Source organism: Bacteroides rodentium JCM 16496 (genome assembly GCF_000614125.1).
Classification (GTDB): domain Bacteria; phylum Bacteroidota; class Bacteroidia; order Bacteroidales; family Bacteroidaceae; genus Bacteroides; species Bacteroides rodentium.
Genome location: NZ_BAKJ01000003.1, coordinates 1 through 24,354, shown reverse-complemented (window position 1 = coordinate 24,354; position 24,354 = coordinate 1). Strand labels below are relative to the sequence as shown.

Below are 24,354 nucleotides of genomic sequence, written 5' to 3'. Positions count from 1 at the left end.
TCATTTTTGTACCGCATTTGTTGCTCGCTTGTTACTCTCCGATTTTAGGTCGGAAAGGTCGTGGAGAAAGTTGACTATAGTTGACTATGATTTACGATAGTTGAACAAAATGGAGAAATAACAAGAGAAATAAACCTCTAAAAGTAACGAATATGGCAACAAGTAAAATGAAAATCAAGAAGGTATGTGAATGGTGTGGCACAACATTCTATGCCCAGAAACTAACGACACGTTTCTGTTCTCATCGGTGCAATAATCTTGCATACAAGGAAACTGTTCGGCAAAAGAGAATACAAGAAGTAGAAACCAAAGTCCAAACGGTCATCAGAGAACAACCCATATCTGATTTTAAGGACAAAGAATATCTGTCATTCAAAGAAGCTGCAACTTTATTAGGGCTGAGCAAACAAGCCATCTATAAAATGGTATATGCTGGAAAGCTGCAAGCATTCCGCATTAGCAGTAGATTATCTTTTATCCGTAAAGGAGATATTGACCGAATGTTAGAAGCTCGTCCCTATGAACAGCGACAGCCTAAAGACACCATTCCCATCACTGACTTCTACACCACAGCCGAAGTGAAAGAGAAATACCATGTAAACGAGTCATGGATATTTGTGGTAGCCAAGAAAAACAACATACCCCGGACTTTCAATCGTGGTAAGACCTACTGGAGCAAGAAGCATATAGACGCTTACTTTGCCAAGAAAGTCCCGAATCCTGACATTACCGAATGGTACAGCACCCAAGAAATGCAAGAGAAGTTCGGCATGACCTTATCCGCTATCTACTGTTTCGTTTCCAAGAATGTCATTCCCAAAAAGAAAGAGGGCATCATGGTGTACTATTCCAAGAAGCACGTGGATATAGCCAAGGGCATTGCTGCTCCCAAAGAACCACAATATTATACGGTAGCCGAAGCGATGGAGAAATTCAAACTAACCCGAGACCAGCTCTATCATTATGCGAAGTATCATAATATCCCCAAGGTCAAGAAAGGCAAATACACGCTTATCTCCAAGCCCGAATTAGATAAGTTGCTTGCAGCCCCAAAGATTGAATAAGTTATTTTTCGGTGAATGTACCCACCATTGAATCACTGTATTCCTTTGCATCAAACAAATGTAAAACTCTAAATATTAAAAAGTATGTCACACACGTGTACAAAAGTAACAGTTCGTCAGAGAGCGATTCGTAATAATCGTATCTCCTTGTATCTGGATTATTATCCGGCAGTCCGTAACCCCGAAACTATGCAGATGAGCCGCAGGGAATACCTCGGCATCTACATCTATGCCCACCCAAAAAACGAAATGGAACGGGAGTTCAACAACGATATGTTGAACAAGGCAGAGGCTATCCGCTGTATCAGAGTGCAATCGCTCATCAATGAAGAGTTTGGCTTCTTGGATAAGACCAAACAGAAAGCCGATTTCCTCGCCTACTTCAAGAAGATGTGCCGGAACAAAGACCAGAAATGGCAATTCGTCTATCAGCATTTCCACAATTTCGTCAAGGGGCAATGTACCTTTGGCGATGTGAATGTGGACTTATGCAAAAAGTTCCGTGAGTACCTGTTGAACGCCAAGCAACTCAAACACAGCAACCGCCCCATATCCCTCAATTCGGCATCCGGCTACTACTCTACTTTCAGAGGTTTGCTGAAGATTGCCTATCGGGACAAATGGTTTCGAGAAAATATCAATGATTACCTTGATAAGATAGAGCCACAAGATGTGAAGAAGGAGTATCTGACACTGGACGAAGTAAAACAACTCGCTGCCACTCCTTGCGACATCCCCGTATTGAAAGCAGCCTCTTTGTTTGCTTGTCTAACAGGCTTACGCATCAGTGATATTCTAAACCTGCAATGGGAAGACTTCACTATCGCCCCCGACCAAGGCTATTGTTTACGTATCAGAACACAGAAAACCCAGACGGAAGCGACACTCCCCATCAGTTACGAAGCCTACGAACTATGCGGTACGCCCGGAACAGGCAAAGTATTCAAGGAGCTAAAACGGAGTATGATTAATTATCCGCTGAAAAGCTGGCTCAAAAAGGCTGGAATAACGAAACCGATAACCTTTCACGGGTTCAGACACTCGTATGCGGTCATACAAATATCCTTGGGTACAGATATTTACACCGTTTCAAAGATGCTGACGCACAAGAACGTGTCCACAACTCAGATTTATGCTGATTTGGTCAATTCCAAGAAGCGAGAGACAGCCAATAAAATATCACTCAAATAGATATAACTATGAAACAAGGAATCATAACCAACAACGGACAAGGCATCTATATTTCCGATGGTGAGATATGGATGACCTCTTGGGAGATAGCAGGCTTGTTTTATACAACGGCTGGGACTATTCACGCAGCAATCAAAAGAATCCTGAAATCTAATGTTTTGAAGAGCCACGAAGTTTGTAAATACCTCAAATTGGAGAATGGGAACAATGCCGATGTGTATAATCTCGATATAGTTATAGCCCTATCCTATCAAATAGACACCGGGCATTCCGCTGCATTTAGGAAATGGCTAATAAACAAAGTCACTCGTAAACAAGATTACAACCTCCTGTTATATCTCAACAAGGGTACAAACCAGACATTGTATTGCTAATAAGCTATATCTCTATACCCTATTGATTATCTGCATTGTTTCACCCCAAATGATGCAGATAATTTTTGTTTTTAAGATACACAAGCCTATTTATCCAACTATTTTCATCCAAAAACAAGAAATTTGCAATGCGCTTATTATTAGGAGTGTAACGTAGTGAAAAGCGATGAAATATATCGTCAAAAGCCCATTAACAGGCAAAACTATGGATTTTCTCAAAAATTAATCCTATATATTTGCACACAAACGATTAATACATACCACTATGGAGCTGAAAAAGATAGAACATATAACATTGCATCTGATTGTTTTTGGTACAATCGCCATCATTGGTGTTTTAGCCCGCCAAACCGTACTTCACTATGGTTGGGACGAGTTCAGCAGCTACCTTATTTTGGTGGTATGCTCCATTATCATGGGAGCTATCTATCTCAATCTGCAAATGGTATTCAGTCAAATTCTTTCACCGACAATAGAAAAGTGCTTTATGAGATTTGAGTGCTATCGCAACAAGGCTGTAGTCGTAGAAGTTCCAGCAGTAAACTCGGAACTTGCTGAAAGTGCTATAAATTCAGAACCTATCATTTCTGAGCCTGAACCCGAAATTGAAATCGAAACTACATCTGACATAACAGAAGAAGTTTCTACTCCATTATGTTCCGAACTCAACGAAGATGTGGCAGAACTTCCAAATGAAGAAGCCACACCTTCTACTATCAACAATACTTTTATAGAAGAATCCAACCAACCATCAGAATATGAGATACTCCGTGCAAACGCTATAGCTGAGAAAGAACGTACCTCACAAGAAAAACTCAATAAGGTTATCGCATACACAAAACAAACTTTGGTTTCCTATCTTGATGAAACGGCACTTAATCGCTTATGTGGATATGTGACAAGGTATTACCTCTCAAATTCTCTGTCCAAAATTGAGCCAATAAAGGTTGATTCTCAGTTAAAGACCATTGACATCATGCACTTCGGATGGAATATCGGTAAGGCATTCGGCAAACCACGTTTACAGACTGCCACATTTATAAAGAGGGTATTTGCTCACACCCTCCGTGATTCGGAAATATCTACCATTGAACGTAAAATGTCGCACACCGAATCTGTATGTAAGATTAAACTGGATAGAAAAATCGCATAGCTACAACACCTATTTGAGAATAACGTTAAATAGTTTAACGTTTCATAGGTCTTCAAATATAGTTTTTAACACTTTCAAAACAATATAAAAAAACTGATAGAAGATTTATTATTACAAACAAAAAAACCGAACATCTAAATTATATCATCTACAAGAACACGTTTTATGAGACTGGCTAATGCTTATACTTGATAATCAAATCCAAGACAAACATTTCAAAAAGAGCATTGATATCGTTTATTTCCGCAAGTTCTGTCTCTTCGACAATAAATCTATAATCATGTACAATAAAATTTCTGACAGAATAAAGCGATTCAGGGAAATTCACATTTTCACGACCTTTTTTCACAAGAAAAGCAACGCATTTCTCATGCAAGCTGTTATAATTCTCACTATGTAATTCGCATTTTTCTATCAGAATCAAAATTCTGTCTTTTTCAGACTCTACTTTACTAATTCTTTCTCGCAAGCTCCGGGTATAGATTTTCTTATCTTTGAACAATCTGATTGTATCTTCCAATGAATAAATCAGAATATCTTCTATTAATAGCTCTATAATTTGATATAATATATGAAATTTGACAATCGAATGTTCTTCTCTACAAAGCATTCGGAAAAAGCGAGTCATATATTTGTCTGATATAATATCTTCTGAAATACTCTGTAGATGAATTTTTTCTCTTGATGCAGGTTCCTTGATATTTGTATTTGTATAGCCATGCTCAATATAATATCCATACTCACATAAACTTGCAAAATAATTATCAAGTTTAAAGCCGGTTACCTCTTGCACTAAATCTTTTTTATAGATAAGGATAATCGCATCATCTGAGTATTCACTCTCGATTATACTGCTAAAATCTCTACTAACAATATCCTGTTCAGCAATTTCATTTCGTAATAACAACATATGAGCTACAAGAGCATATCTACAATAATGCGGATTATCTGCATAATCATGCGAAGTAGAAACAATCGATGAAATAGGGAAAATCCATCCTATCCTCTTATCCAAATCACTCTCAATTACTTGAAAAATATCATTCTCTTTATAATTTCTTTTATAGAATATCTTATAACCATAACTATCTGGATTCTCATTAAACACATCCCCTTTCTTGTCTCTATCCAATAACAGATAGGGGACATTCACCGTCTCATAAGAATCTGTTACTACAAAGAAAATACGACTTTCACTATTATAGTCTACTAACATATTCTGAAATCAAATCAGACTGATATACTTATTGAACCCACTTTCAATAGCTGAATTCATATCCAAATACGAATCACTATTAGGATTGAACAGTTCGCGAAAGAAATAAGTGAAAAACATCCTTTGCTCTACTCCGATTTTCTTTGCTCTGTTCTTAATATCATCCAATTTACCAAGTAAGTTAACCATAGCAAAATCAAGATTACTATCTTCTTTTTTTGATACTACAATATTATCAATATCATTTTTAATCGTTTCAAACCCTTCAATAACCTTGGAATCCTTCAATTTGCCAATTGCAGCACCGAAACCGGATAAAACCTGCGACTTGGTAAATATCTGTAGAATATTCTTTCCAAAAAGTCCGTTAATTTCAATTTCTGATTTGTTTATTTCCCATCCAATGTTAAATGAATCGACTTTTTTTATCAATTTATTATAAGTTAAAATATAATCCTTAAACAAATCGGAACTTCCATTCTCCAAAGCAAGTTTTTCAAGATTCTGAATATTCTCAAGAACCTCATTCCGGCTGATACCAAGTTCATCCCTATCCAGATATGAATTAAAGCCTTCAATTACATCTCTAAATTGATATTCACCAATATTCCTCACACTTTTTGAGTCAGTTTCTTTAAACAGGCGTACATCCTCGATATTATTCTCTGCATAATCGGAATATAGCATCTCTATCTGATGCCTGATTGACATTGGTGTTTGCCCAGTATTCAAAGTCAGCATTCTATAAAGAATACCAATTTTGTTTATACCCAAATATACTTCGACACGTATACTATTATTCATGACATTCTCCAAAACCTCACTATTGTTCTCCTTCGTCAGTTCTTCCACTAAATCCAATATAGTATAGGTTCTTTGCAGTCCGTCAAGTATAATCAGATTCTCAGGCTTAAACAAGGATTTTATCTGATCTTCTTCAATATCAAATGGATTCAGTAAATGGTTCATTTTTTCCGCCTTAATAGCCAGAACAATAGGAGGCATTGTACAGTTACTTCGCAAATCCTTTTTCAGCAGAGCATAAACGGTAGAAGAATTCTTTACACGCTTTCTTTGAAACTCATTGTTCTTAATAATGTGTCCAGCTACTTCAAGATATTCCTTTATATTCATATCAAGCAATACATTGACGGCATTTATCCTACCATCCTTTACTTTTGATGCTACTTTCATAATCAGAGAATTGAAATGATTTATTGCAAAGGTACGATTAATTCCCAAGAATAGCATTAACCACCATCAAAAAGTTATTCATCAGTTATATTTTGGTGAATGATTCCACCATTGAAACACTTGTTTCCTTTGCCGTCGAACAATTAAAAACAGTTGGCGTATGCAAAAAGAAACAGTAACATTTGATAAGCTGCCCGAGGCGGTAGGTTATCTGACAGAACAGGTCATCGAGTTGAAAAAGATGGTAGCGGGACTCCAGCCACAGCCATCCGACAAACATGTATTGGTGGAAATAGAGGATGCTTGCCGTATCATCCGAAAAGCCAAGCCCACCATATATACATTGGTACGTAAGGGACTACTTCCGGCTTACAAGAAGGGGAAGAAACTCTATTTCTATGAGGATGAGCTTCTTGCTTGGATTGAGAACGGAAGGAGAAAGACTGCCGAGCAGACCTACGAGGAGATGCTTGCCAATATGCAAAGCGGTGTACGCCATAAGCCCAAATCATTAGTGCAATTTTAATGGATTGGGCTATGGATACATATTCTATTAATCCGGCATCCATCATTGACGAAGCGATTGATTTAAGCACAAGATTGTCCGGTACGGCATTCCCCGTCAGCATATTCCCAAACAAAATCCAACGCATCATCCGTGAGGTACACGAATGCCATAACTACCCTACCGACTACATTGCCGCAGCTATCCTGACGGCAATAGCAGTCGGCATAGGCAACACGTACCTTGTCCAAATCAAGCAAGGCTGGATGGAAAGCCCCATCCTGTATATGGCATTGATTGGAAGACCGGGAGCGAACAAAAGTCATCCGCTCAGCTTTGCGATGAAGCCGTTTCTTGATTATGACTACCGACAGAATCAGGAATTTGAAAAGGCTTTTGCCAAGTACGATGAGCTGATGAGCATGAGCCGCAAGGAACGTGCGGAAAGCGGTGGAGAGCAATTTCCGCAAGAACCTATCCGCAAACGCTTCTTGGTTTCGGATGTAACGCCCGAAGGGTTGAGCCTCATTCATGCGCAGAACAAACGTGGGCTATGCTTGTGGGCCGATGAATTATCCGCTTGGTTCAAGAATTTCAACCGCTATAATAACGGTTCGGAAGAACAGTTCTGGCTCTCGGTGTTCAGTGCCAAGACCACCATGTCCGACCGCAAGAATGCCAAGAGTTCCATCTTCATCAAGCGTCCGTATATATCGGTCATTGGTACTATCCAAAAGAAAATCCTGAACGAGTTGGCTAAAGGTGAACGTTCCAGCAACGGATTTATTGACCGCATCTTGTTTGTGATGCCCAACCTGCAACAGAAGGCACGGTGGAATGACAAGGAACTGCCGGAAGATATAGAACAAGAATGGAATGCTGTCATTGACAAGCTGATACAATCGGAGTGCAATCTCAATGAACATGGAGAGATTGAGCCGCAAATTATTTTCTTCTCAGAGGATGCAAAGAAACGGCTTTACGAATGGCAGCACCATTTCTCTGAATTGTGCGATCGAGAAACGAACGATACCATCGTAAGTGTCTATTGCAAACTAGAGATATACATCATCCGTTTCTGTCTGATTATCCAACTGGCACGATGGACTTGTGGAGAGTGCGACAAGACGTGTATCGACCTGCTGACAGTGGAGAGAGCCATTAAACTGACGGAATATTTCAAGGAGTCCGCATTGAGCGTACAAAATATTCTGAATGAGAATGCCCTCAACAGTCAGCAACAGGCGATAGTCAATCTGCTACCTCCTTCCTTTACCACCGCCCAAGCTATACAGATAGCCGAACAAAACGGAATGAAGGAGCGGACATTTCAACGCTTTCTCAATGACAATATCGGGACTCTGTTCCGCAAAGAGAAGCATGGAGAATATTCTAAGATTAACCCGTGACATTTTTGTCGGTTTTGACACTTTCCAAACGAAAACGACAATAACGACAGAAGTGACACACAAAACAAAAAAACAATGAGTACACATAGATTCATATTAGAACCCTACAAAGGTGTCAGTACCCGGCATACTTGTCCGAACTGCCATCGCAAAAGATGTTTTTCCAAGTACATTGATACGGAAAAACGAATCCAGTTCCCTGATTATGTTGGGCGTTGCGACCACGAGCAGAAATGCGGTTATCATTTCACGCCCCGTGATTACTTTGAACGGAATCCGTCTGAGAAAGAAAAGTTGTCCGAGGATAACTTCCGGAGCTATACGCCTATTAAAGAAATTGAGCCGAAAGTCACCTCCTACATTGATTTGGACATAGTTAATCAGTCATTGCAACGCTATCCCGACAACAAACTGTTTCAATTCTTATCGGCTCAATTCGGAGAAGCCGAGACATTGAAACTGATGAAGAAATACAAAGTCGGTACTTCCAAGTATTGGAACGGTGCAACCGTATTTTGGCAAATGGATTATCAGAATAGAGTCCGCACGGGTAAGATAATGCTTTACAACCCGGCAACGGGCAAACGGATAAAAGAGCCGTACAATCATGTCACGTGGGTACACTCCGTACTACATAAAGAGGACTATAATCTGAAGCAATGCTTCTTTGGTGAGCATTTGCTTCCAGAAGACAAAAGCCGTCCTGTTGCATTGGTCGAAAGCGAGAAAACCGCTCTCATTGCATCCTACTACCTACCCCAATTCCTATGGATTGCATCGGGTGGAAAGAACGGTTGTTTCAATACCAACAGTCTGTCCGTCCTTGCCGGAAGAAGCGTTGTGTTATTCCCCGATTTGGGAGCTACCGACTATTGGCAGAGCAAAATCGGGTTGATGAAAAGCTATGGAATTGATGTGCAACTGTTCGATTATCTGGAAGCCAAAGCAACCAAAAACGAACGGAAAGAAGGGTACGACATTGCCGATTATCTATTGAAGGTACGCCCCGATGAAGCCATACTCCAGCAGATGATTAAGAGAAATCCAAACTTGAAAACACTGATAGAGACATTCGATTTGAAGCTCACCAGCGTACAACAAGATATCCCTCAACCGAAGATTTCACCGCCTAAGAAACGGGGATTCAGACTTTGAGCAAAGGGAGAGAAATCGAGACTTTTTTACTGTAGCAAGTTAATGTCGGTGTATTACATTTCCCGACCACTTGCTCCTCAAAAAGTCTGAGGAGGCGGCTCCCGATGGTCACAAATTATTCACTAAAAGCAATTCAAAATGGAAAAGAAATATACAATAACTCTCCGTCTGTCTTACGACCAATTCGCATGGCTCGGCGCGCTTTGCAGACGGAGCAGGCAGACCCAAAGCGCAGTCATCCGCTCACTCATTGAGAATGGAACGGTGCGTGAGCGAATCACGAAAGAGCATATCCACATCATCCGTCAGTTGATAGGTGAAAGTACCAATCTCAACCAGTTGGCGAAACAGGCAAACACCTACGGCTTCTTTGCCGTTGCCAAAAGATGCGAGGAGGTGGCGCAGCATATTAACCAACTCATAAAGCAACTGAAAGATGATAGGTAAGCAGACAAAAGGAACATCATTCGGAGGTTGTGTCCGCTATGTCCTCAAAGAGGAAAAATCCAAATTGCTGGAAGCAGCCGGAGTGGATGGTACACCTGAACAGATGGCAGAGCAATTTGAATTACAGGCGTTGCTCAACGATAAGGTAAAGAATATTGTCGGACACACCTCACTCAACTTCTCTCCTGAAGATGGCGAACGCCTGAAGTCTGATGATACGTTGATGTTGCAAATCGCCCATGACTATATGAAACTGATGGGCATCGAAAACACGCAGTACATCATCGCCCGGCATATCGACCGTGAGCATCCGCATTGCCACATCGTTTTCAATCGTGTGGACAATGACGGTAAGACGATTAGCGACAAGAATGACTTCCGCAGAAATGAAAAGGCGTGTAAGATGCTGACGGCAAAATACCGACTACATTTTGCCAATGGCAAAGACCATATCAAGGAGGAACGCTTGCGCCCATACGACCGGGCAAAGCACGAGATATACAAAGCGTTGAAAGAGGAACTGCCCAAAGCTCAAAGTTGGATGAACTGAAAGAAGCCCTTGCCGACCGTGACATTGATATGAAATTCAAGGTCAGCCGGACTACAAGAGAGATACAAGGAGTCAAGTTTGAGTACAACGGCTTTTCTTTCTCCGGCTCAAAAGTCAGCCGGGAGTTCAGCTATTTGAATATCGACAACCGATTGGAGCAGAATGCTTGTGCATCTTCATTTGAATACCATAAACAAGGGTTCACGCATAAAGATGAAGAGGTGCAGCAAAGCGTTTCCCATTCCGACAATGGTTCAAGTATCAGTCTTGGTCTGTTGAATGGCAGTTCCTCCTATGATGCCACTGCCGCAGAAGAAGCAGAGTTCAATCGTCTGATGAAAAAGAAAAAGGCTAAGCGTAAGCGAGGCTTTCATTTATAATCCACTTTTTATTAATACTTTAAATTCAATTATTTATGGAACAGAAAGATTTGATTCTTGATTTCAATCTCTACTTGTGTGAGAAGTTCGGCTACAGAAACAGTTGTAGCGTGATGCAAAATGCCAATGGCTTTTGTGTGGACATCCGTGAGCGTGATTTGGACTGCTACATCCGTTTCTGGGAGTATAGCAACGGAAGAGGCAACTTCCCCGACTGGTCTATCATCATCGTGCGCAGCAATTTCAAGAAGAATCAAGCCGAAAGTCTGAAGGACTTGGCTCGTTTCTTCAAGGAGTACATGCCGCGCTACGGTTACAGATACCTCTGCACCGAAGGTGATGACTACAAGTATTATCAGACGCTCGGTCTGAAACTCATCCATCAAGACCTGTTCGGGCAAGAGAACTATGGATTGGCAATGAAAGATTTGAATGTCTGACACTTGGTTTAAGGTTAAGGAGAGGATTTTTCCTCTCCTTAACTTTTTATATACCGATAAATCAGAATTTACCGACACCTGACCGTTCATATGATTACAGGTCGTAATCTAAAAGCATTTTCATCTACTTCCATTTGGTACAACCTAATTTGCGGATTTAGTTCCTTGCGAACATATTGGATTATTTTTTCTTTCTCAGTTTGTTCGATATTGACACCCAAATAGATAGACTCAAAGCATTCGCCTTTTAGTGGCATATAATGGCGTATCTCTCGCCAATCCCATATTTCCTTGTTCTGTTCAGCTTGTTGTGGTGTAAAAGCGGCATACGCAGCGTAGGGGCTTGGCACGACTAATCTAACCTCCTGCTCATATTCCCATTCCTTTGCTTTTGTCCGCCATTGATAACTGAATAAATCTTTTGTGGTATGATATGCGTTAGGACGCTCTATTATATCCTGATATTGAACATCAAGAATAAGCGGTTCAAGATATATTGTACCAAACATTGGCGGAACAGATTCCATCACTTTGTCTATGTCAAGTCCTATACAAACACCTTTGTGGTTATAGCAATAATGACTCCACATTAGTAATGAATTATTGACTTTCGACAAGCTACATAGCCATGTATCATTGCGCAAATTGAGGGCATCGTTTTCTTCTTTCTCTATCCACCATTCCTTAGATATCCATCCTTGAAGTTTAGTATCAGGTACATTTGAGTAGTCAATTAGTTTTGGATGACAATCGAAAGGATCGTTCAGTTGAGACGCATTCGTGAATTGGAGATTCTGGTTTCCAATCATGCACTTTGCGCCAACTATATCTAAATATTTGTAGAGTATGCGAGACATTTTTTTATTCTATTGTTATTTGTCCATTTATTAAAAGTGGTAAAAGCTCATCACGCTGCTTAGTGAGGAAAGTGATTTCGTTCCGATTTTTCACAATCATTGAAAGAATTGAATCAAATTTCTCCCTTAATTTTTTATTAGGGCAAACTAAGACATATAGGTCTTTCATGTCTTTATCTGAAAGATGCCCCACAGTAGAACCTTTTGCTCTTTCCTCTTTTGCCTTGATGTATGGCTGTATATCGTATTTGGCTTGAACAATAGATACATTTGAGCTATTCTTTGCTCTTAATCTTACGCTTCGTTGATTAAGGTAGGAAATATTATCAGTCCAATAATTCATATGGAAATTTCCGTCCATCCCTATAAGTAAATCTTGTTTTTGAAGTAAATACCTTTCATCAACTTCTTCTGTAGTATATGCTGAAACAGAATTATCAAGAATATCTCTAATACGAACAACTGGAACAGACGTTACTTGCTCTGTAAACAATTCAGTCGAAAATGGGAAACCGTATTGTAATTCAATCTCGTCTGTCAATTTTGCAACATTCCACCCCTTTGGTATCTCTCGCTTCAACTTTTCATTCCAAACCATTTCGCCACCACTCGATTTATACGGCTTGCCCTCTTCATTCGGGAAATCAAATTGCACAAACCAGTAATCATAGAGTTGCTTTGCCATTACCTCTAAATTCTGATTTAACAGTCTCTTATATTATATATAAGGATAAAATTATCAGAATTATGAAAGAGAACATCATTCAGGCGATAGTTGCGGAAATGCAGCGTGACTTGGATTGCCGACAAATAGCACGGCTTAAAGCCGTGCTTGCAGCAGAACTGCATAATGTAGAAATCATAGAAAAAAGCGATTGCGCCACACAGCAAACGCAAGAAAATGAGCATCTTCTTAACTCCTTTATATCAGCTAAAAAGATAGAGGGATGTTCGGACAAGACATTAGCATATTACCGCAATACCATTGAGCGATTGTTGGTTACACTCTCTTTGGCTATTTACCACATCAGCACAACAGACATCCGCTCCTATCTATCCGATTATCAAGAAGAACATCAATCAAGCAAAGTAACTATTGACAATATGAGGCGCATCTTCTCCAGCTTCTTTGCATGGCTTGAAGATGAAGATTATATCGCCAAAAGCCCGGTCAGACGGATTCACAAGGTAAAGACAGATTCTCTTGTAAAGGAGGTACTTTCTGACGAGCAATTAGAGCAACTTAGGGATAGTTGCACTAACAAGAGAGACCTTGCCATTATAGACATTCTTGCATCCACAGGCATCCGTGTGGGTGAGTTGGTTAAACTGAACCGTGAGGATATAGATTTCCATGAGCGGCAATGTGTGGTATTCGGTAAAGGCAACAAAGAGCGTGTAGTTTACTTCAACGCCCGTACAAAATTACATTTGCAACAATATCTTAATGAGCGAACAGACAGTAATCCCGCCTTATTTGTTTCACTCAATTTGCCACATTCACGACTGACTATCAGCGGTGTGGAAGTCAGAATCCGAAAGTTAGGTCAATCCCTTTCTATGCCTAAAATTCATCCTCACAAGTTCCGTCGTACCCTTGCAACAATGGCTATCGACAAAGGGATGCCCATCGAACAGGTACAGCGATTACTTGGTCATGTACGCATTGACACCACACTGCATTATGCTATTGTGAATCAAAACAATGTAAAGTTAGCTCATAAGAAATATTTGGGGTAACCGAACACAGGAATCTGCCTAAAATTATATAACTTTGCATCTTAATTTGGATGCAAATGGAAAAATATAAATTGGGAGACATTGCTACTGTTGAAATCAGTGGCGTTGATAAAAAAATAACAGACGGAGAAAAAGAAATCCGTCTCTGTAATTTTGTCGATGTTTATTATAACTGGGCTATCACCATAGCTCAGCATGATAGTTTTATGCTTGCCACTGCTCGTCCCAATGAAATTTCCAAGTTCCAACTGAAGAAAGGGCAAGTTGCATTAACAAAGGACAGTGAAACTCGTTATGACATTGGTATTCCTACTTATATAGCAGCTGATTTTGAGGATGTTATACTGGGCTATCATTGCGCTCTAATATCTCCAAACAAAGATATTTTAGATGGACGTTATCTGAATGCACTTCTACATACTGACTACGCAAAAAAATATTTCGCTTGCAATGCCTCTGGAAGCGGACAACGCTATGCGTTATCCGTAGAAGCACTCAATTCTTTTCCTGTCCCAATAATTCCATTGCATGAACAGAAGCAAATTGGCGAAATATTTTCTGCTTTAGACAAAAAGATTGAGCTCAATCGTCAGATAAATCAGAATTTAGAGGTAATGGCAAAGCAACTCTATGATTACTGGTTTGTGCAATTTGATTTCCCGAATGAAGAGGGCAAGCCATATAAATCAAGTGGTGGCGAAATGGTGTGGAATGAGAAACTGAAAAAATATATACCAAAGTCTTGGGAAGTGAAACCTCTCAATAGTTGGCTTGAAATAAAGTCAGGGTTTCCATTCAAATCTGAGACATACAAGCCATTAGGACGCTATAAAATTATTACCATTAAGAATGTTCAAGACGGCGAACTCGTAACATCTGGCTGTGATTATGTTGACGAGATTCCGAACCGTGCAAAAAATTACATCTCTCTCCAAATCGGAGACAGGTTGATTTCGTTAACTGGAAATTGTGGAAGATTGTGTATTGTATGTGAAAAAAATCTATTGTTAAATCAGCGTGTAGGATTGTTGTATTGTGACGCATCGTATTTGGAGTATTTCTACAATTATCTTAATAGTGGCACAATGCGAACAGTTGTTGACAATTTGGCTAATGGTGCAGCACAAGCAAATCTTAGTCCTGTTGAACTCTGTAAGACAGAGTGCTTTATTCCGTCTATGGATATATTAATGTCGTATAATAGAAAAGCGAATGCTATTCGTAAGGCTATTGTGCAAAATAATCAAGAAATATCTCAGTTAATCAAGCAGCGTGACGAGCTTCTACCTCTTCTGATGAATGGTCAAGTGTCGGTAAATTCCGACTGACATCGGCATTTACGGTTGCGTCTCGGCAAAACTCAAATTTCGTTTGGCTTTGCACTCGGCTTGTACGTAAATTCTGATTTATCGCTCGGTTAAGCTCGATTTTACGATCAAGGCTACGAAGCAACTTGCCAATACGTTTCTGCTCAGTTAATTCAGGAATCCATACGGTACAATCCTTGATTTTATCTGGTGAAGTGTGGCGAATTTTTGTTTGTTGGGCAGCTGCACTTAATTGCTGTTTGACTAAAGTAGAAGATATGAGATAGAAAGCGAAATCCTTGTCTAACAGTTCTTCTTTACAAATAATCTTTGCCACATCTTGACTTTGAATATATTTACCGCTTTCTGGGATAATGGCGGTAGAGCCAAGCAAACCAATAGCCTGTTCTGTCAGAGGGGTAATAATATCCCCTTCATCCATTAAGAAATCCGACTTGAAATCACCGACATAATAAAGATTGTCTTTTGACTTATTTTCCTTGAAACAATTATTTTGATAGTCGAAGTTTCCACAAGTTAAACGAACATATTGTCCCTCAGTGGCGTAAAACTCGCCACTGAGACTTGCTCCTCTTGTAACGTCAAGGATTTCTTTCAGTTTATATTTTGTCAATTTCATTGTAATCTATTTTGGTTCTTAAGATATGATTTTATCCATTCTTCCAGAATCTTTAATTGGTATTCGTCTTGTTCTTTTGCTATATTTTTCTGTGTTGTAGAAAGATTTTGGTTTTCTTCTATTTCTTTCTTTTGTTTGGCAATCAAGTATTCAATACCGTTATGTAAATCATTCTCAGATATACATCGAGTTTTGTTTCCTATAAGGTCTGAAATCGCCATGCCAATTAAATTAGCACCACTAACAAGGTTCATTGCCATAGTGGTTTCATATTGTGAAATCTTATCGTAATCAATCATGTCTTTCCTTCAATTTATTGTTTATGTATCCCAACTTAGCTTCATTCTCTTCTATAATAACCGTATTTGCTCCCCAACTTGTGGAGTAAATGTAGACATTGGATAAATAAATTTTCCACAACTTGTGGAAGAATTACTTATCCAACATTCCTTTAATCTGTTTGTCGAAGTCAGAATCAATCCGTTGGGTTCTATTAAAAATATCGTATTCGCTTTCAGCCTTTGCCTTGGCTTGTGCCGCAGAAATACATCCTTTATCCGGCAATATCTGATATTTGCGGAAAGTCAAGAACTCATTGACACTGGCTGCAAATTGCTCCATATTAAACGCATTCTCACGCTCTATGAGGTCTTCGATATAATCAAAATACCCTGTTACGGCACGTTCCAGCCGACGAATTTCATTTTCCTGCAAATAGTTCTTGGCTATTGACACATCTGATTTCAAGATACGCCCATCAGGTGCATTCTTCCATGTGGTCAGCCCCATGTGTTCTTGGGTATGGTCAGCCTTCGTGTAGATGATCTCTGCTGCCGTTTGCCCAGTAATGGCATAGTGAAAACGGTTTTGTATCATGGCATAGAAATCGTGTGTGGTAGGCGAGTTCTTGTCATAATCGATACTACATTCTGCGTATATATCAGTAATCTGTTGCCAAATACGCCGTTCACTGGCACGGATGGAGCGTACCCTTTCAAGCAATTCACGGAAATAGTCTTTACCGAATAGTGCCGTGCCTTGCTTTAAGCGTTCATCGTCAAGCACAAAGCCCTTCTTAATATACTCATTAAGAATCTTAGTTGCCCATTGGCGGAACTTGGTTGCTTTGGGAGAAGAAACACGATAGCCTACTGCAATAATCATATCGAGATTATAGAAATCGACCAACTCTTCAACCTCACCTCTTATACCTCGATTTACGACGGTTGCAATTTTTGCAACTGTCGTGTCTTGCTGTAATTCTTCATCCTTAAAGATGTTGCTATATGCCGACTGATACCCGATTTATCAATACCGAAAAGCTCTGCCATAGCCTTTTGTGTACACCAAATGGTCTCGTCTTTTATAACTACCTGCACCTTACCTCTTCATCGGGGAGGCTATATAACAAAAACTGTATTTCGTTACTCATTGTTGCCTACATTTACGTTGAAGTGCAAAGCATCCAACTGTTTCATGATTTCTTCTTCCAAACGATGGCTCTCTGCAAATTGCTCGAAAAGGATTTGCTTGTAGTCCGCCATTCGGGAATTAAACTCTTCTTCCGTAATATCTACATAATCTATCTTGATGTCGAAATACTGTCCGGCAGAAAGAGAATAGTTCTTTTCCTTTATCTCATCGTAAGTAACAGCCACAGAGAAATCTTCCACAGCTTCTTTTCGCTGGAATGTGCCGACAATCTTTTCTATCTCGTCATCGTTCAAGCGCACCTTTTTCAGCCCGTTAGCATCTTTATATTCTTCGCCTAATTTGCTGGCATCAATCAAGATTACTTTGTCAGCGGTTGCCGACTTATCAAAGAACAGCACACTGACATTCGTACCAGTATTGGCAAACACGTTGCTTGGCATGGAAACACATCCGAACACAACTTTGTCATCTACAATCCGATGAAGAATTTTGTTCTCAATGCCACTTTTGGCCGTAATAAAACCAGTAGGGATAACAATCGCACCCTTGCCTGTCTTTTTCAGTGAATTGATAACGTGCTGAATAAAACAGGTATATATAGCCATTGATTCTTTCTTTTTGGCAGGCACATTAGGTACTCCCGCCCAAAAACGGGCTGGCATGGCAGCAATCTTCTCTCTGGTATCAGAGAAGTCCATCTTGAAGGGCGGATTGCTCACCACAAAATCGAATTGGCGCAACTGCTGTCCGTCATCACTCTTGTGATAAGGCTTACAAGTGTATCGCCTTGAATAGCATTGTCAAGCGAAGACACAAGTCCGTTAAGCAATAGATTTAATTTCAGCATCTTATTGCTTCGCTGGGAAATATCCTGCGAGAAGATGGTGCAGCGGTCTTCGCCTATTTGATGACTGAGCGCCATAAGCAATGTACCTGTTCCTGCCGAGGGGTCGTAACACTCCATGCTATGCAGGTCGGCATTGTCGCCCACCAACAGACGAGCCATAATCGTGGCAATGGCATGAGGCGTATAATATTCCGCATACTTGCCACCTCCGGCTGTATTGTAGTCTTTAATCAGATATTCAAAGATACTGGAGAAGAAGTCGTAATTCTGTGCAAACGCTTCCTCGAAAGAGAAATTCACGAGCTTATCCACCAGAGCACGGGCAAATGGCGCACGTTGTGCCGAATCGGTCACAAACGGTGTCAATGCTTCGAACAATGGAATCTTTGTGTTGGCTGTGGTCTGCGTGGAGAATATATCTGCATTCAGTTCCGCTATATCCGTCATCGTGGAGTCGAATATCGCGTCAAAATCACCTTTCCCTTGCTGATTCCAAAGATTGGCAATCAGATGGTATGGTTCGAGCATTGGAACATCAGGCGAAATGGCACTCTGAATAAGCATACGTTCATCGTCTGAAAGATTCTCGTATGCCGTTTCCCATTTTACATTTCCTGTCAGTTTCTTGGCTATTTCGCTTTTCGCATTTTTCAGTTCATAGCCGAATTTGTCATTCAGAAATTTATATAGAAATACCTGAGTGATAATCTTATATTCGTTACCATCGTTTCCCATACCGTATGATTGGCAGGTGGCTTTAAGCCCATCGATGAGTTTTAATGTTTTTTCTTTAATCCCTGACATAATCTTTATGCAATGCCGTAAGTGGCGTTATATTGGTTGATATACTGTTGTGAAATACGTGTCTGGATGAACTTGTAATCGTCCATCTCCGGCTTGATTTGCGGAAAATGAAACAGGCATCCGTTGATGAGAGCCATTACCGTGCGCCCGAAATAAGCATCTTTTTTCAGAATGTCGTTACGGTCATACACTTTGGCATCTACATCCTCTTTTATAATATTGAGGATAGCTGCAATCTCTTCATCAAGGAAAGAGAACATAGGCTTCTGTCCTTTATCTTCCCTTTGCTTATTCACTTCACGTATGCGCTTGTGTACACGAGCAAATTTTTCATCGCCCTTGTACTTTTTCAACAAGACATTGTTGCGCTTTTGTAGGTCTTGCAGGCGACCGATGATTTCATCCAAAGCCTGTGTTTCCTCGTTGAACTTGGCTATCGTGTCAATCACAAAACCATGTTCCTTGAAGCGTTCCATAAATGCTTCACGCAACGAAATGAACTCCGGGTCGTCTTGGTCAAAGTTCTGGGTAAACGAAGAAATGGTACGCTGCCATTTCTCTTTCAATTCCACACCACCGGATATAAGGTGCATTTCCTCTTGTCCTATTTTGGAGAAAGTGAACTCAATATCCATCATTGCCTCATTGATAAGAGTTTTCGTTTCCTCGTTTGTATTGAAAGCCTCTTTCTGATTGATGATACTAATCCGTCTCTGTACCTCAGAGAGTAGTTGCGGCAACTTGGTGATTTCGAGTTTGACAAATTGCTCTTTCATTTCATCATCACCGAATGTACGCACGATGTTCGCCATGTTCTTGGCTGATTCCAATGCCTGTTTGAGGTCGAGCAATACAGCTTTATCCTCTTCAGTGGAGATTTCAGAAGAAAATTCTTCTGCATTGTCATATGTGTAATTGAAGAGCGTTTGCCGAACTTTCTTCATTTGGTTCAATATCTCTTCCTTGTCCTCAATGACTTGGGTAAAGGTGTCGGTAGCAGCGGATTCGCCAGTCTCATCTACATCATTAAAGCGGTTTAGCTCTTGCAAATATGCTTCATTAGTTTCCTTGAAGTTGCGCTTGATGTCGGCAAAGTCAATGACAAAACCGTAACGCATACCGGGATAAGGGCGGTTTACACGTGTTATGGCTTGAAGCAGATTGTGGTCTTTCAATTTGCGCCCGAAATACAGGCGTTTCAAACGTGGCGCATCAAAACCAGTCAAAAGCATATTGAAGACAATGAGAATATCCACTGTCATATTTTTCTTGAAGTCCTTGACTATCTGCTTACGAGTTTCCTTATCATCCGTATCGTGAAGAATGATTCCGGCTTTCAGCGGTCTGTATTTTGATTTGTAATCCACTTCCGGCTCACCCACCACATACGAACCATCGGCAAGTTTTATCTTGATGGGCTTCGGCTGATACTTCTGCCACTCTTCTTGGAATACATCATAAAGCCGTCTTGCCTGTTCGCTGGTTTCACAGATAACCATACCACCCAAAGTATCGTCACCCTGTATCTTGCGAAACTCTTTTAAGTCCGTCATAATGTAACGAGCTAACTCGTTTACATAACTTGGATGCTCTATGATTTCCGACTTACGGATGTCCTTTTTTTGCACAAGGGTTTCCAGTTTGTCATACACATCAGACAAACGTTCTTTGTAGGAGGTTTCTATATCCTCGCGTATGATTTTCAGCGTGTAGCCGTCGGCAATGGACTTGTCGTAATAGTAGGTGTGCAGATAATTACCGAACACCTTGCAACTGGCACGTTCCTCTTTTAACAACGGTGTACCAGTAAGTGCGATTTTGACAGCATCGGTGTCGGCATCAAAGAGATTGGCAAGAAAGCAGCCACCGGGTTTATATCCTCGATGTGCCTCGTCAAGAATGAAGATGCGTTGAAGATTGGTTGCATAATGCTGATGCGTACTTTTTCTTTATCCTCGGCAAAGCGTTGAATGTTCACAACCGTAATTTCTGCCTGTCCGCTTACACCCTGTTGAGCCTGATTACTGCGAAACTGCTCCATCAGTTCGGCTCTTGTATTGGCAGTAGATACTACCAGTCCACGAGCTTCAAACTCTTGTGTGGCTTGTTCCAAAAGGTCAAGACGGTCAACTATGAAATAGAATTTGGCAACCTTGTTCTGCTTGGAGTAGAAATCGTTAAGAATATCGGTCAGATAGTATGACAAGGCGGTTTTACCACTCCCTTGTGTATGCCATACTACGCCCGATTTTATCCCCTCTGCCAGTTTTTGGCGAATAGCTAACGATGCAAACAATTGTTGGTAACGCATGATATGCTTTTGGTCGGTAGATTCTATCTTTCCATCCACCTCACGCTCCATACGGACATAGGCAATACCATATCGAATGATGTACAACAACCGTTCAGGTGAACACATAGAGGTTAAAATTCGGTTTGTAGGAGTATTGAAACCGAGATTTGTCTGATATTCAGGGCTTGTATGAATAACTTGGCAGTTGTAATCAGACAATATCAGTTTTTCCACCGTTTTGTCAATCTCCTTATACAGGTAGTCACGATGGAATGGTGCAATTTTCTGACCGCTTAAATTTTCTTCACGGAAGCAATTGAATGGTGCGTATGAACGTGCCCCAGTACAATAGAAAGCCCCTTGTATGGGTACGATACCGCCCAACGCATCATATTCCATATTATTGCTGAATATCATCAACTGCGTAATGTTGATGAAACGGCGGAATTTCTTATTGGGAAAACGTTCTTTGTTCATTCGTGCGCTCTCTGCCAACATACCACCATGATTGTTGGGTTTCTTCACTTCTACAAAACAAAGTGGCAACCCGTTTACGAACAAAGTAATGTCAGGACGAAATTCATCCTGTCCGTTCTTACAGGTAAATTCGGCTGTGAAATGGAACGTATTATTCCCAATGTTATCAAAGTCTATCAGCTTTACAGGCGAAACGGCTTTGAGGCGATTGTAAAAGCCTCGACCGAGATCATCATCGTTCAGTTCCTTGCGAATATCTTTCAAAACTTGAAGAAACTCTCCCTCGTGTCCGGGATTCAGATTTTTAAACTGCCGTTCAAATACCTGCAAAAGAATATTCGTGTCACCGTCATAGACCGTGCCATTCTTATCTTCACTCAACTTACCAAAGTAAGTATATCCTATTCGGGTCAGGTGAACCATTGCAGGCATCTGCACCCGTGTAGCTTCCGAAAACTGCTTCATATCACCTATCCTTTTTGTCGGTTATCAAATCCTTCAAATCGACCTGCAATATCTCTGCTATCTGTTGCAAGGTTTCCAAATTCGGTTGAATCCTATTACAGGCATAAGCATTTACCATACTGAAACTCTTGCCAAGTTTCTTTGCCAACCATGTCTGAGAGATACCTTTTTCAGATAATACAGCCTTTATTCTATTCAGTTTCATTCTTTGATTCGATTTTATAGTGCAAATATAGTGAATTATATTCGACAATAGAGTATATTTGCATTAAGAAAAGGCAATTCTCAAATGAGTTATGCCCCATAATAATCAAAAACAATTGAATTATAACTATATCAATTGAATTACAAGCAAGAGGCAGAAATGGAAATTATCAATCTACTGGACTTCACAGACCGCAACGAGCTAAGGAATTGGCTGAAGGATAACCACAACCAAGCGAAATCGTGTTGGGTTATCACTTCACGCTCTAAACAGCCCACATACACATGTATTCCATACATTGAGGTCGTTGAGGAAGCATTATGCTTCGGGTGGATTGATTCAACCATAAAGAAATTGCCTGACGGACGTCTTGCACAACGGCTTTCACCTCGTCGCAAAAGAAGTCATTGGACTGAGTTAAACAAAGAACGCTGTATGAATCTTGAAGACCGAGGACTTACGACAGATGCCGGACGACAAGCATTTGAGAAATCTTATTCCTACGAAGTAATTCCCAAAGGCTCTCCGATAGAAGAAATTATCAAGAAGCATAATATTGAATTGAGACCGGATTTATATAAGTAGGCTTTCGCAATTCTAAAATGTAATAAGGACAATGGAAGAAAACAACACATCCCCTATCCGCTCTGATTTTGAACAAATAAAAAAGCTGCATAAAAGCGGTTCAGAGTATTAGATTTCTCGTGATTTGTGTGTTGCATCAGGTTATAGTACCTATCAAAATTCACACGCACAATAAGCAAAGCCATTGCGATAGCCAACCATAAAGGACTTAATACAACAGAGCATTTTAACCATACGGTTGAAATGGTTAGATTAGTATTCGGCTCATTTCGCAACGTGTAAAATATACATTTAACATGTATGGCTGATTTGTTTGGAGTAAATGTACGAACTATCAACTACCATCTTAGACAGATTTACGAATCAGTAGAGCATACTAAAAGAGGCAACTATCCGAAAAATTGGGATAGTTCAATCGAAAGTGGAACGAGAACTTATTGACAGCGTATCTGATTGCGGTTGGAGATTCTATGATACGTTACAAGATATTTATTCTGAATATCGGTAACATACCTATTTGCCCAACCAAAAGCCTCAACATATCATATAGTATATAAATCCATTCGTTTTTATTTACTATATGACACATTGAGGCATAAGATTAATTATAGGATAAGCAATCACCTATCACAAGATTAAACATTTACTTGGGTCAAAGCCATTGGTTATATGTTCATTTTGAAAGATATATCCCATCTGATTGCAGACAACCTTTGTACCATTTATTTCAGTATCAATATTGGTGTGTGAGTGCCCATAAATCCAAGCATCTATACGATTATTGGATATAAGTTCGCTCAAATCAGTGGCAAACGCACTGTTTAGAACAGAACCTTTATGATGATTGGCTACCACCTCCAATGTCGGAAGATGATGTGTCACAACCACAATGTGCTTTGCTGTACTTTCTGCCAGACTTTGCTTGATGAAATCCAAACAGAAAGTATGCATCTGATTAAACTCCTCCGTTTGAAGCAATTTACCCTGATACATTATCTGACGAAAATCATTCATACCCTTCCATACAAAATATTCATCAGCAGGAGAAATCTGAGACCACAAAGTACTCATGATAAAATCTGTATCATCTATCCATACCACTTGATTTTGATAATACCCTACATTTTCCTTGAACATCCATTTCCATTGCAATCCTCTATCCATCACATCGCAATAATTATAATACTCATGGTTTCCGGGTACAATAAGTACTTGGCGATAATTAGCAGATGCCCATTTCCAGAAATTCGTCAAAGGTGCAACCTTGTCTTTCAAGTAAAATATATCTCCGGCAAGCACCAAAATATCACCTATTACAGGTAATTCATTATGTTTTAACCACCTGCTGTTATCACTAAACTCCAAATGCAGGTCGCTCATATATTGTATCTTCATATTACTGTTCTCCTTTTTCTATTTGTTTGTTTATAATTCTCTTAACCTGTTCAAATGATACAGGTGTGAAGTTGTTATTATCAACTCCGACATCGTATTGCGTTGGATAGAGATACTGAAGCCGGGCAGCGTCAATTCCAGTGTTATTTTTCCTCGTGTGAACGTGCCCAAACAATTGCCACACATCTTTGTATCCACCATCAAAGCATAGAAAAGGATAATGGTTC

At 40.1% G+C, this 24,354-nt stretch carries 21 protein-coding genes and 4 pseudogenes; 13 read left to right on the top strand and 12 right to left on the bottom strand.

Annotation, left to right across the window (positions count from 1 at the left end; all coding sequences use genetic code 11):
- Positions 1-152: 152 nt before the first annotated feature.
- The 4 genes from JCM16496_RS01675 (at position 153) to JCM16496_RS01660 (ending at position 3,782) form a co-directional block, all read left to right on the top strand.
- Complete coding sequence (locus JCM16496_RS01675; protein WP_025831881.1) at positions 153-1,064, top strand: helix-turn-helix domain-containing protein; 912 nt, start codon at positions 153-155, stop codon at positions 1,062-1,064.
- Between the two features lie 84 nt (positions 1,065-1,148).
- Entirely contained in the window at positions 1,149-2,255 is a 1,107-nt protein-coding gene (locus tag JCM16496_RS01670; protein WP_025831880.1) for a site-specific integrase, read from the top strand.
- A gap of 8 nt (positions 2,256-2,263) precedes the next feature.
- A complete protein-coding gene (locus tag JCM16496_RS01665) occupies positions 2,264-2,629 on the top strand; it encodes a hypothetical protein (RefSeq protein WP_025831878.1) in 366 nt (121 codons plus the stop codon).
- Between the two features lie 265 nt (positions 2,630-2,894).
- The gene (locus tag JCM16496_RS01660) at positions 2,895-3,782 is read left to right on the top strand and encodes a hypothetical protein (RefSeq protein WP_025831877.1); all 888 of its coding nucleotides are present in this window, start codon (positions 2,895-2,897) and stop codon (positions 3,780-3,782) included.
- A gap of 175 nt (positions 3,783-3,957) precedes the next feature.
- On the opposite strand, the gene JCM16496_RS01655 is transcribed toward JCM16496_RS01660, so the two are convergent.
- Together JCM16496_RS01655 and JCM16496_RS01650 are read right to left on the bottom strand one after the other, a co-directional pair.
- Positions 3,958-4,998 carry a hypothetical protein gene (locus JCM16496_RS01655; protein WP_025831875.1) on the bottom strand — a complete coding sequence of 347 codons (1,041 nt, stop codon included), beginning with the start codon at positions 4,996-4,998 and terminating at the stop codon, positions 3,958-3,960.
- A gap of 9 nt (positions 4,999-5,007) precedes the next feature.
- On the bottom strand, positions 5,008-6,192 hold the full coding sequence (locus JCM16496_RS01650; RefSeq protein ID WP_008018663.1) for a hypothetical protein: 1,185 nt from the start codon (positions 6,190-6,192) through the stop codon (positions 5,008-5,010).
- A gap of 160 nt (positions 6,193-6,352) precedes the next feature.
- Between JCM16496_RS01650 and JCM16496_RS01645 the strand changes: the two genes are divergently transcribed.
- The 6 genes and pseudogenes from JCM16496_RS01645 (at position 6,353) to JCM16496_RS01620 (ending at position 11,078) form a co-directional block, all read left to right on the top strand.
- Positions 6,353-6,718, top strand: coding sequence for a helix-turn-helix domain-containing protein (locus JCM16496_RS01645; RefSeq protein WP_025831869.1), 366 nt, complete (start codon positions 6,353-6,355; stop codon positions 6,716-6,718).
- A gap of 11 nt (positions 6,719-6,729) precedes the next feature.
- On the top strand, positions 6,730-8,106 hold the full coding sequence (locus JCM16496_RS01640) for a DUF3987 domain-containing protein (protein ID WP_025831868.1): 1,377 nt from the start codon (positions 6,730-6,732) through the stop codon (positions 8,104-8,106).
- A 75-nt stretch (positions 8,107-8,181) separates the two neighbouring features.
- The gene (locus tag JCM16496_RS01635; RefSeq protein WP_025831867.1) at positions 8,182-9,261 is read left to right on the top strand and encodes a DUF6371 domain-containing protein; all 1,080 of its coding nucleotides are present in this window, start codon (positions 8,182-8,184) and stop codon (positions 9,259-9,261) included.
- Between the two features lie 138 nt (positions 9,262-9,399).
- Positions 9,400-9,708 carry a MobC family plasmid mobilization relaxosome protein gene (locus JCM16496_RS01630; RefSeq protein ID WP_025831866.1) on the top strand — a complete coding sequence of 103 codons (309 nt, stop codon included), beginning with the start codon at positions 9,400-9,402 and terminating at the stop codon, positions 9,706-9,708.
- Positions 9,698-10,638 (top strand): annotated as a pseudogene (locus tag JCM16496_RS01625) (relaxase/mobilization nuclease domain-containing protein). Before JCM16496_RS01630 ends, JCM16496_RS01625 begins: the two are co-directional and overlap by 11 nt.
- Before the next feature lie 35 nt (positions 10,639-10,673).
- Entirely contained in the window at positions 10,674-11,078 is a 405-nt protein-coding gene (locus JCM16496_RS01620; protein WP_025831865.1) for a hypothetical protein, read from the top strand.
- Positions 11,079-11,164: 86 nt separating this feature from the next.
- On the opposite strand, the gene JCM16496_RS01615 is transcribed toward JCM16496_RS01620, so the two are convergent.
- Together JCM16496_RS01615 and JCM16496_RS01610 are read right to left on the bottom strand one after the other, a co-directional pair.
- Entirely contained in the window at positions 11,165-11,887 is a 723-nt protein-coding gene (locus tag JCM16496_RS01615) for a DUF2971 domain-containing protein (RefSeq protein WP_439644504.1), read from the bottom strand.
- A 52-nt stretch (positions 11,888-11,939) separates the two neighbouring features.
- Positions 11,940-12,620: a restriction endonuclease subunit S gene (locus tag JCM16496_RS01610; RefSeq protein WP_025831859.1), complete on the bottom strand. Its 681-nt coding sequence runs from the start codon at positions 12,618-12,620 to the stop codon at positions 11,940-11,942.
- 62 nt (positions 12,621-12,682) lie between these two features.
- Here JCM16496_RS01610 and xerA point away from each other — a divergent pair, with 62 nt between their 5' ends.
- Together xerA and JCM16496_RS01600 are read left to right on the top strand one after the other, a co-directional pair.
- Complete coding sequence (xerA, locus tag JCM16496_RS01605; protein WP_025831857.1) at positions 12,683-13,675, top strand: site-specific tyrosine recombinase/integron integrase; 993 nt, start codon at positions 12,683-12,685, stop codon at positions 13,673-13,675.
- Positions 13,676-13,731: 56 nt separating this feature from the next.
- Positions 13,732-15,003 (top strand): restriction endonuclease subunit S, encoded by a 1,272-nt coding sequence (locus tag JCM16496_RS01600; RefSeq protein WP_025831855.1) that lies wholly within the window; start codon positions 13,732-13,734, stop codon positions 15,001-15,003.
- Here JCM16496_RS01600 and JCM16496_RS01595 read toward each other — a convergent pair.
- The 6 genes and pseudogenes from JCM16496_RS01595 to JCM16496_RS01570 all read right to left on the bottom strand — a co-directional run bounded on the left by JCM16496_RS01595 (position 14,939) and on the right by JCM16496_RS01570 (position 22,147).
- Complete coding sequence (locus JCM16496_RS01595; RefSeq protein WP_025831854.1) at positions 14,939-15,622, bottom strand: restriction endonuclease subunit S; 684 nt, start codon at positions 15,620-15,622, stop codon at positions 14,939-14,941. The two genes, JCM16496_RS01600 and JCM16496_RS01595, sit on opposite strands and share 65 nt — an antisense overlap.
- Positions 15,619-15,921 carry a hypothetical protein gene (locus JCM16496_RS01590; protein ID WP_025831853.1) on the bottom strand — a complete coding sequence of 101 codons (303 nt, stop codon included), beginning with the start codon at positions 15,919-15,921 and terminating at the stop codon, positions 15,619-15,621. The genes JCM16496_RS01595 and JCM16496_RS01590 overlap by 4 nt, the downstream gene beginning before the upstream one ends.
- A gap of 133 nt (positions 15,922-16,054) precedes the next feature.
- Positions 16,055-17,054, bottom strand: a pseudogene (locus tag JCM16496_RS01585) (virulence RhuM family protein).
- Positions 17,047-18,707 (bottom strand): annotated as a pseudogene (locus JCM16496_RS01580) (HsdM family class I SAM-dependent methyltransferase). The pseudogenes JCM16496_RS01585 and JCM16496_RS01580 overlap by 8 nt, the downstream one beginning before the upstream one ends.
- A gap of 5 nt (positions 18,708-18,712) precedes the next feature.
- Positions 18,713-21,942 (bottom strand): annotated as a pseudogene (locus JCM16496_RS01575) (type I restriction endonuclease subunit R).
- A 1-nt stretch (position 21,943) separates the two neighbouring features.
- Positions 21,944-22,147, bottom strand: a complete 204-nt coding sequence (locus JCM16496_RS01570) for a helix-turn-helix domain-containing protein (protein ID WP_025831852.1) — start codon at positions 22,145-22,147, stop codon at positions 21,944-21,946.
- Between the two features lie 159 nt (positions 22,148-22,306).
- On the opposite strand from JCM16496_RS01570, the gene JCM16496_RS01565 reads away from it, so the two are divergent.
- Positions 22,307-22,732 carry a YdeI/OmpD-associated family protein gene (locus JCM16496_RS01565; protein ID WP_025831851.1) on the top strand — a complete coding sequence of 142 codons (426 nt, stop codon included), beginning with the start codon at positions 22,307-22,309 and terminating at the stop codon, positions 22,730-22,732.
- Positions 22,733-23,359: 627 nt separating this feature from the next.
- On the opposite strand, the gene JCM16496_RS01560 is transcribed toward JCM16496_RS01565, so the two are convergent.
- Complete coding sequence (locus tag JCM16496_RS01560) at positions 23,360-24,127, bottom strand: metallophosphoesterase (protein ID WP_025831849.1); 768 nt, start codon at positions 24,125-24,127, stop codon at positions 23,360-23,362.
- Position 24,128: 1 nt separating this feature from the next.
- The coding region (locus tag JCM16496_RS01555; protein WP_025831847.1) for a hypothetical protein at positions 24,129-24,354 on the bottom strand (226 nt) is incomplete at its 5' end.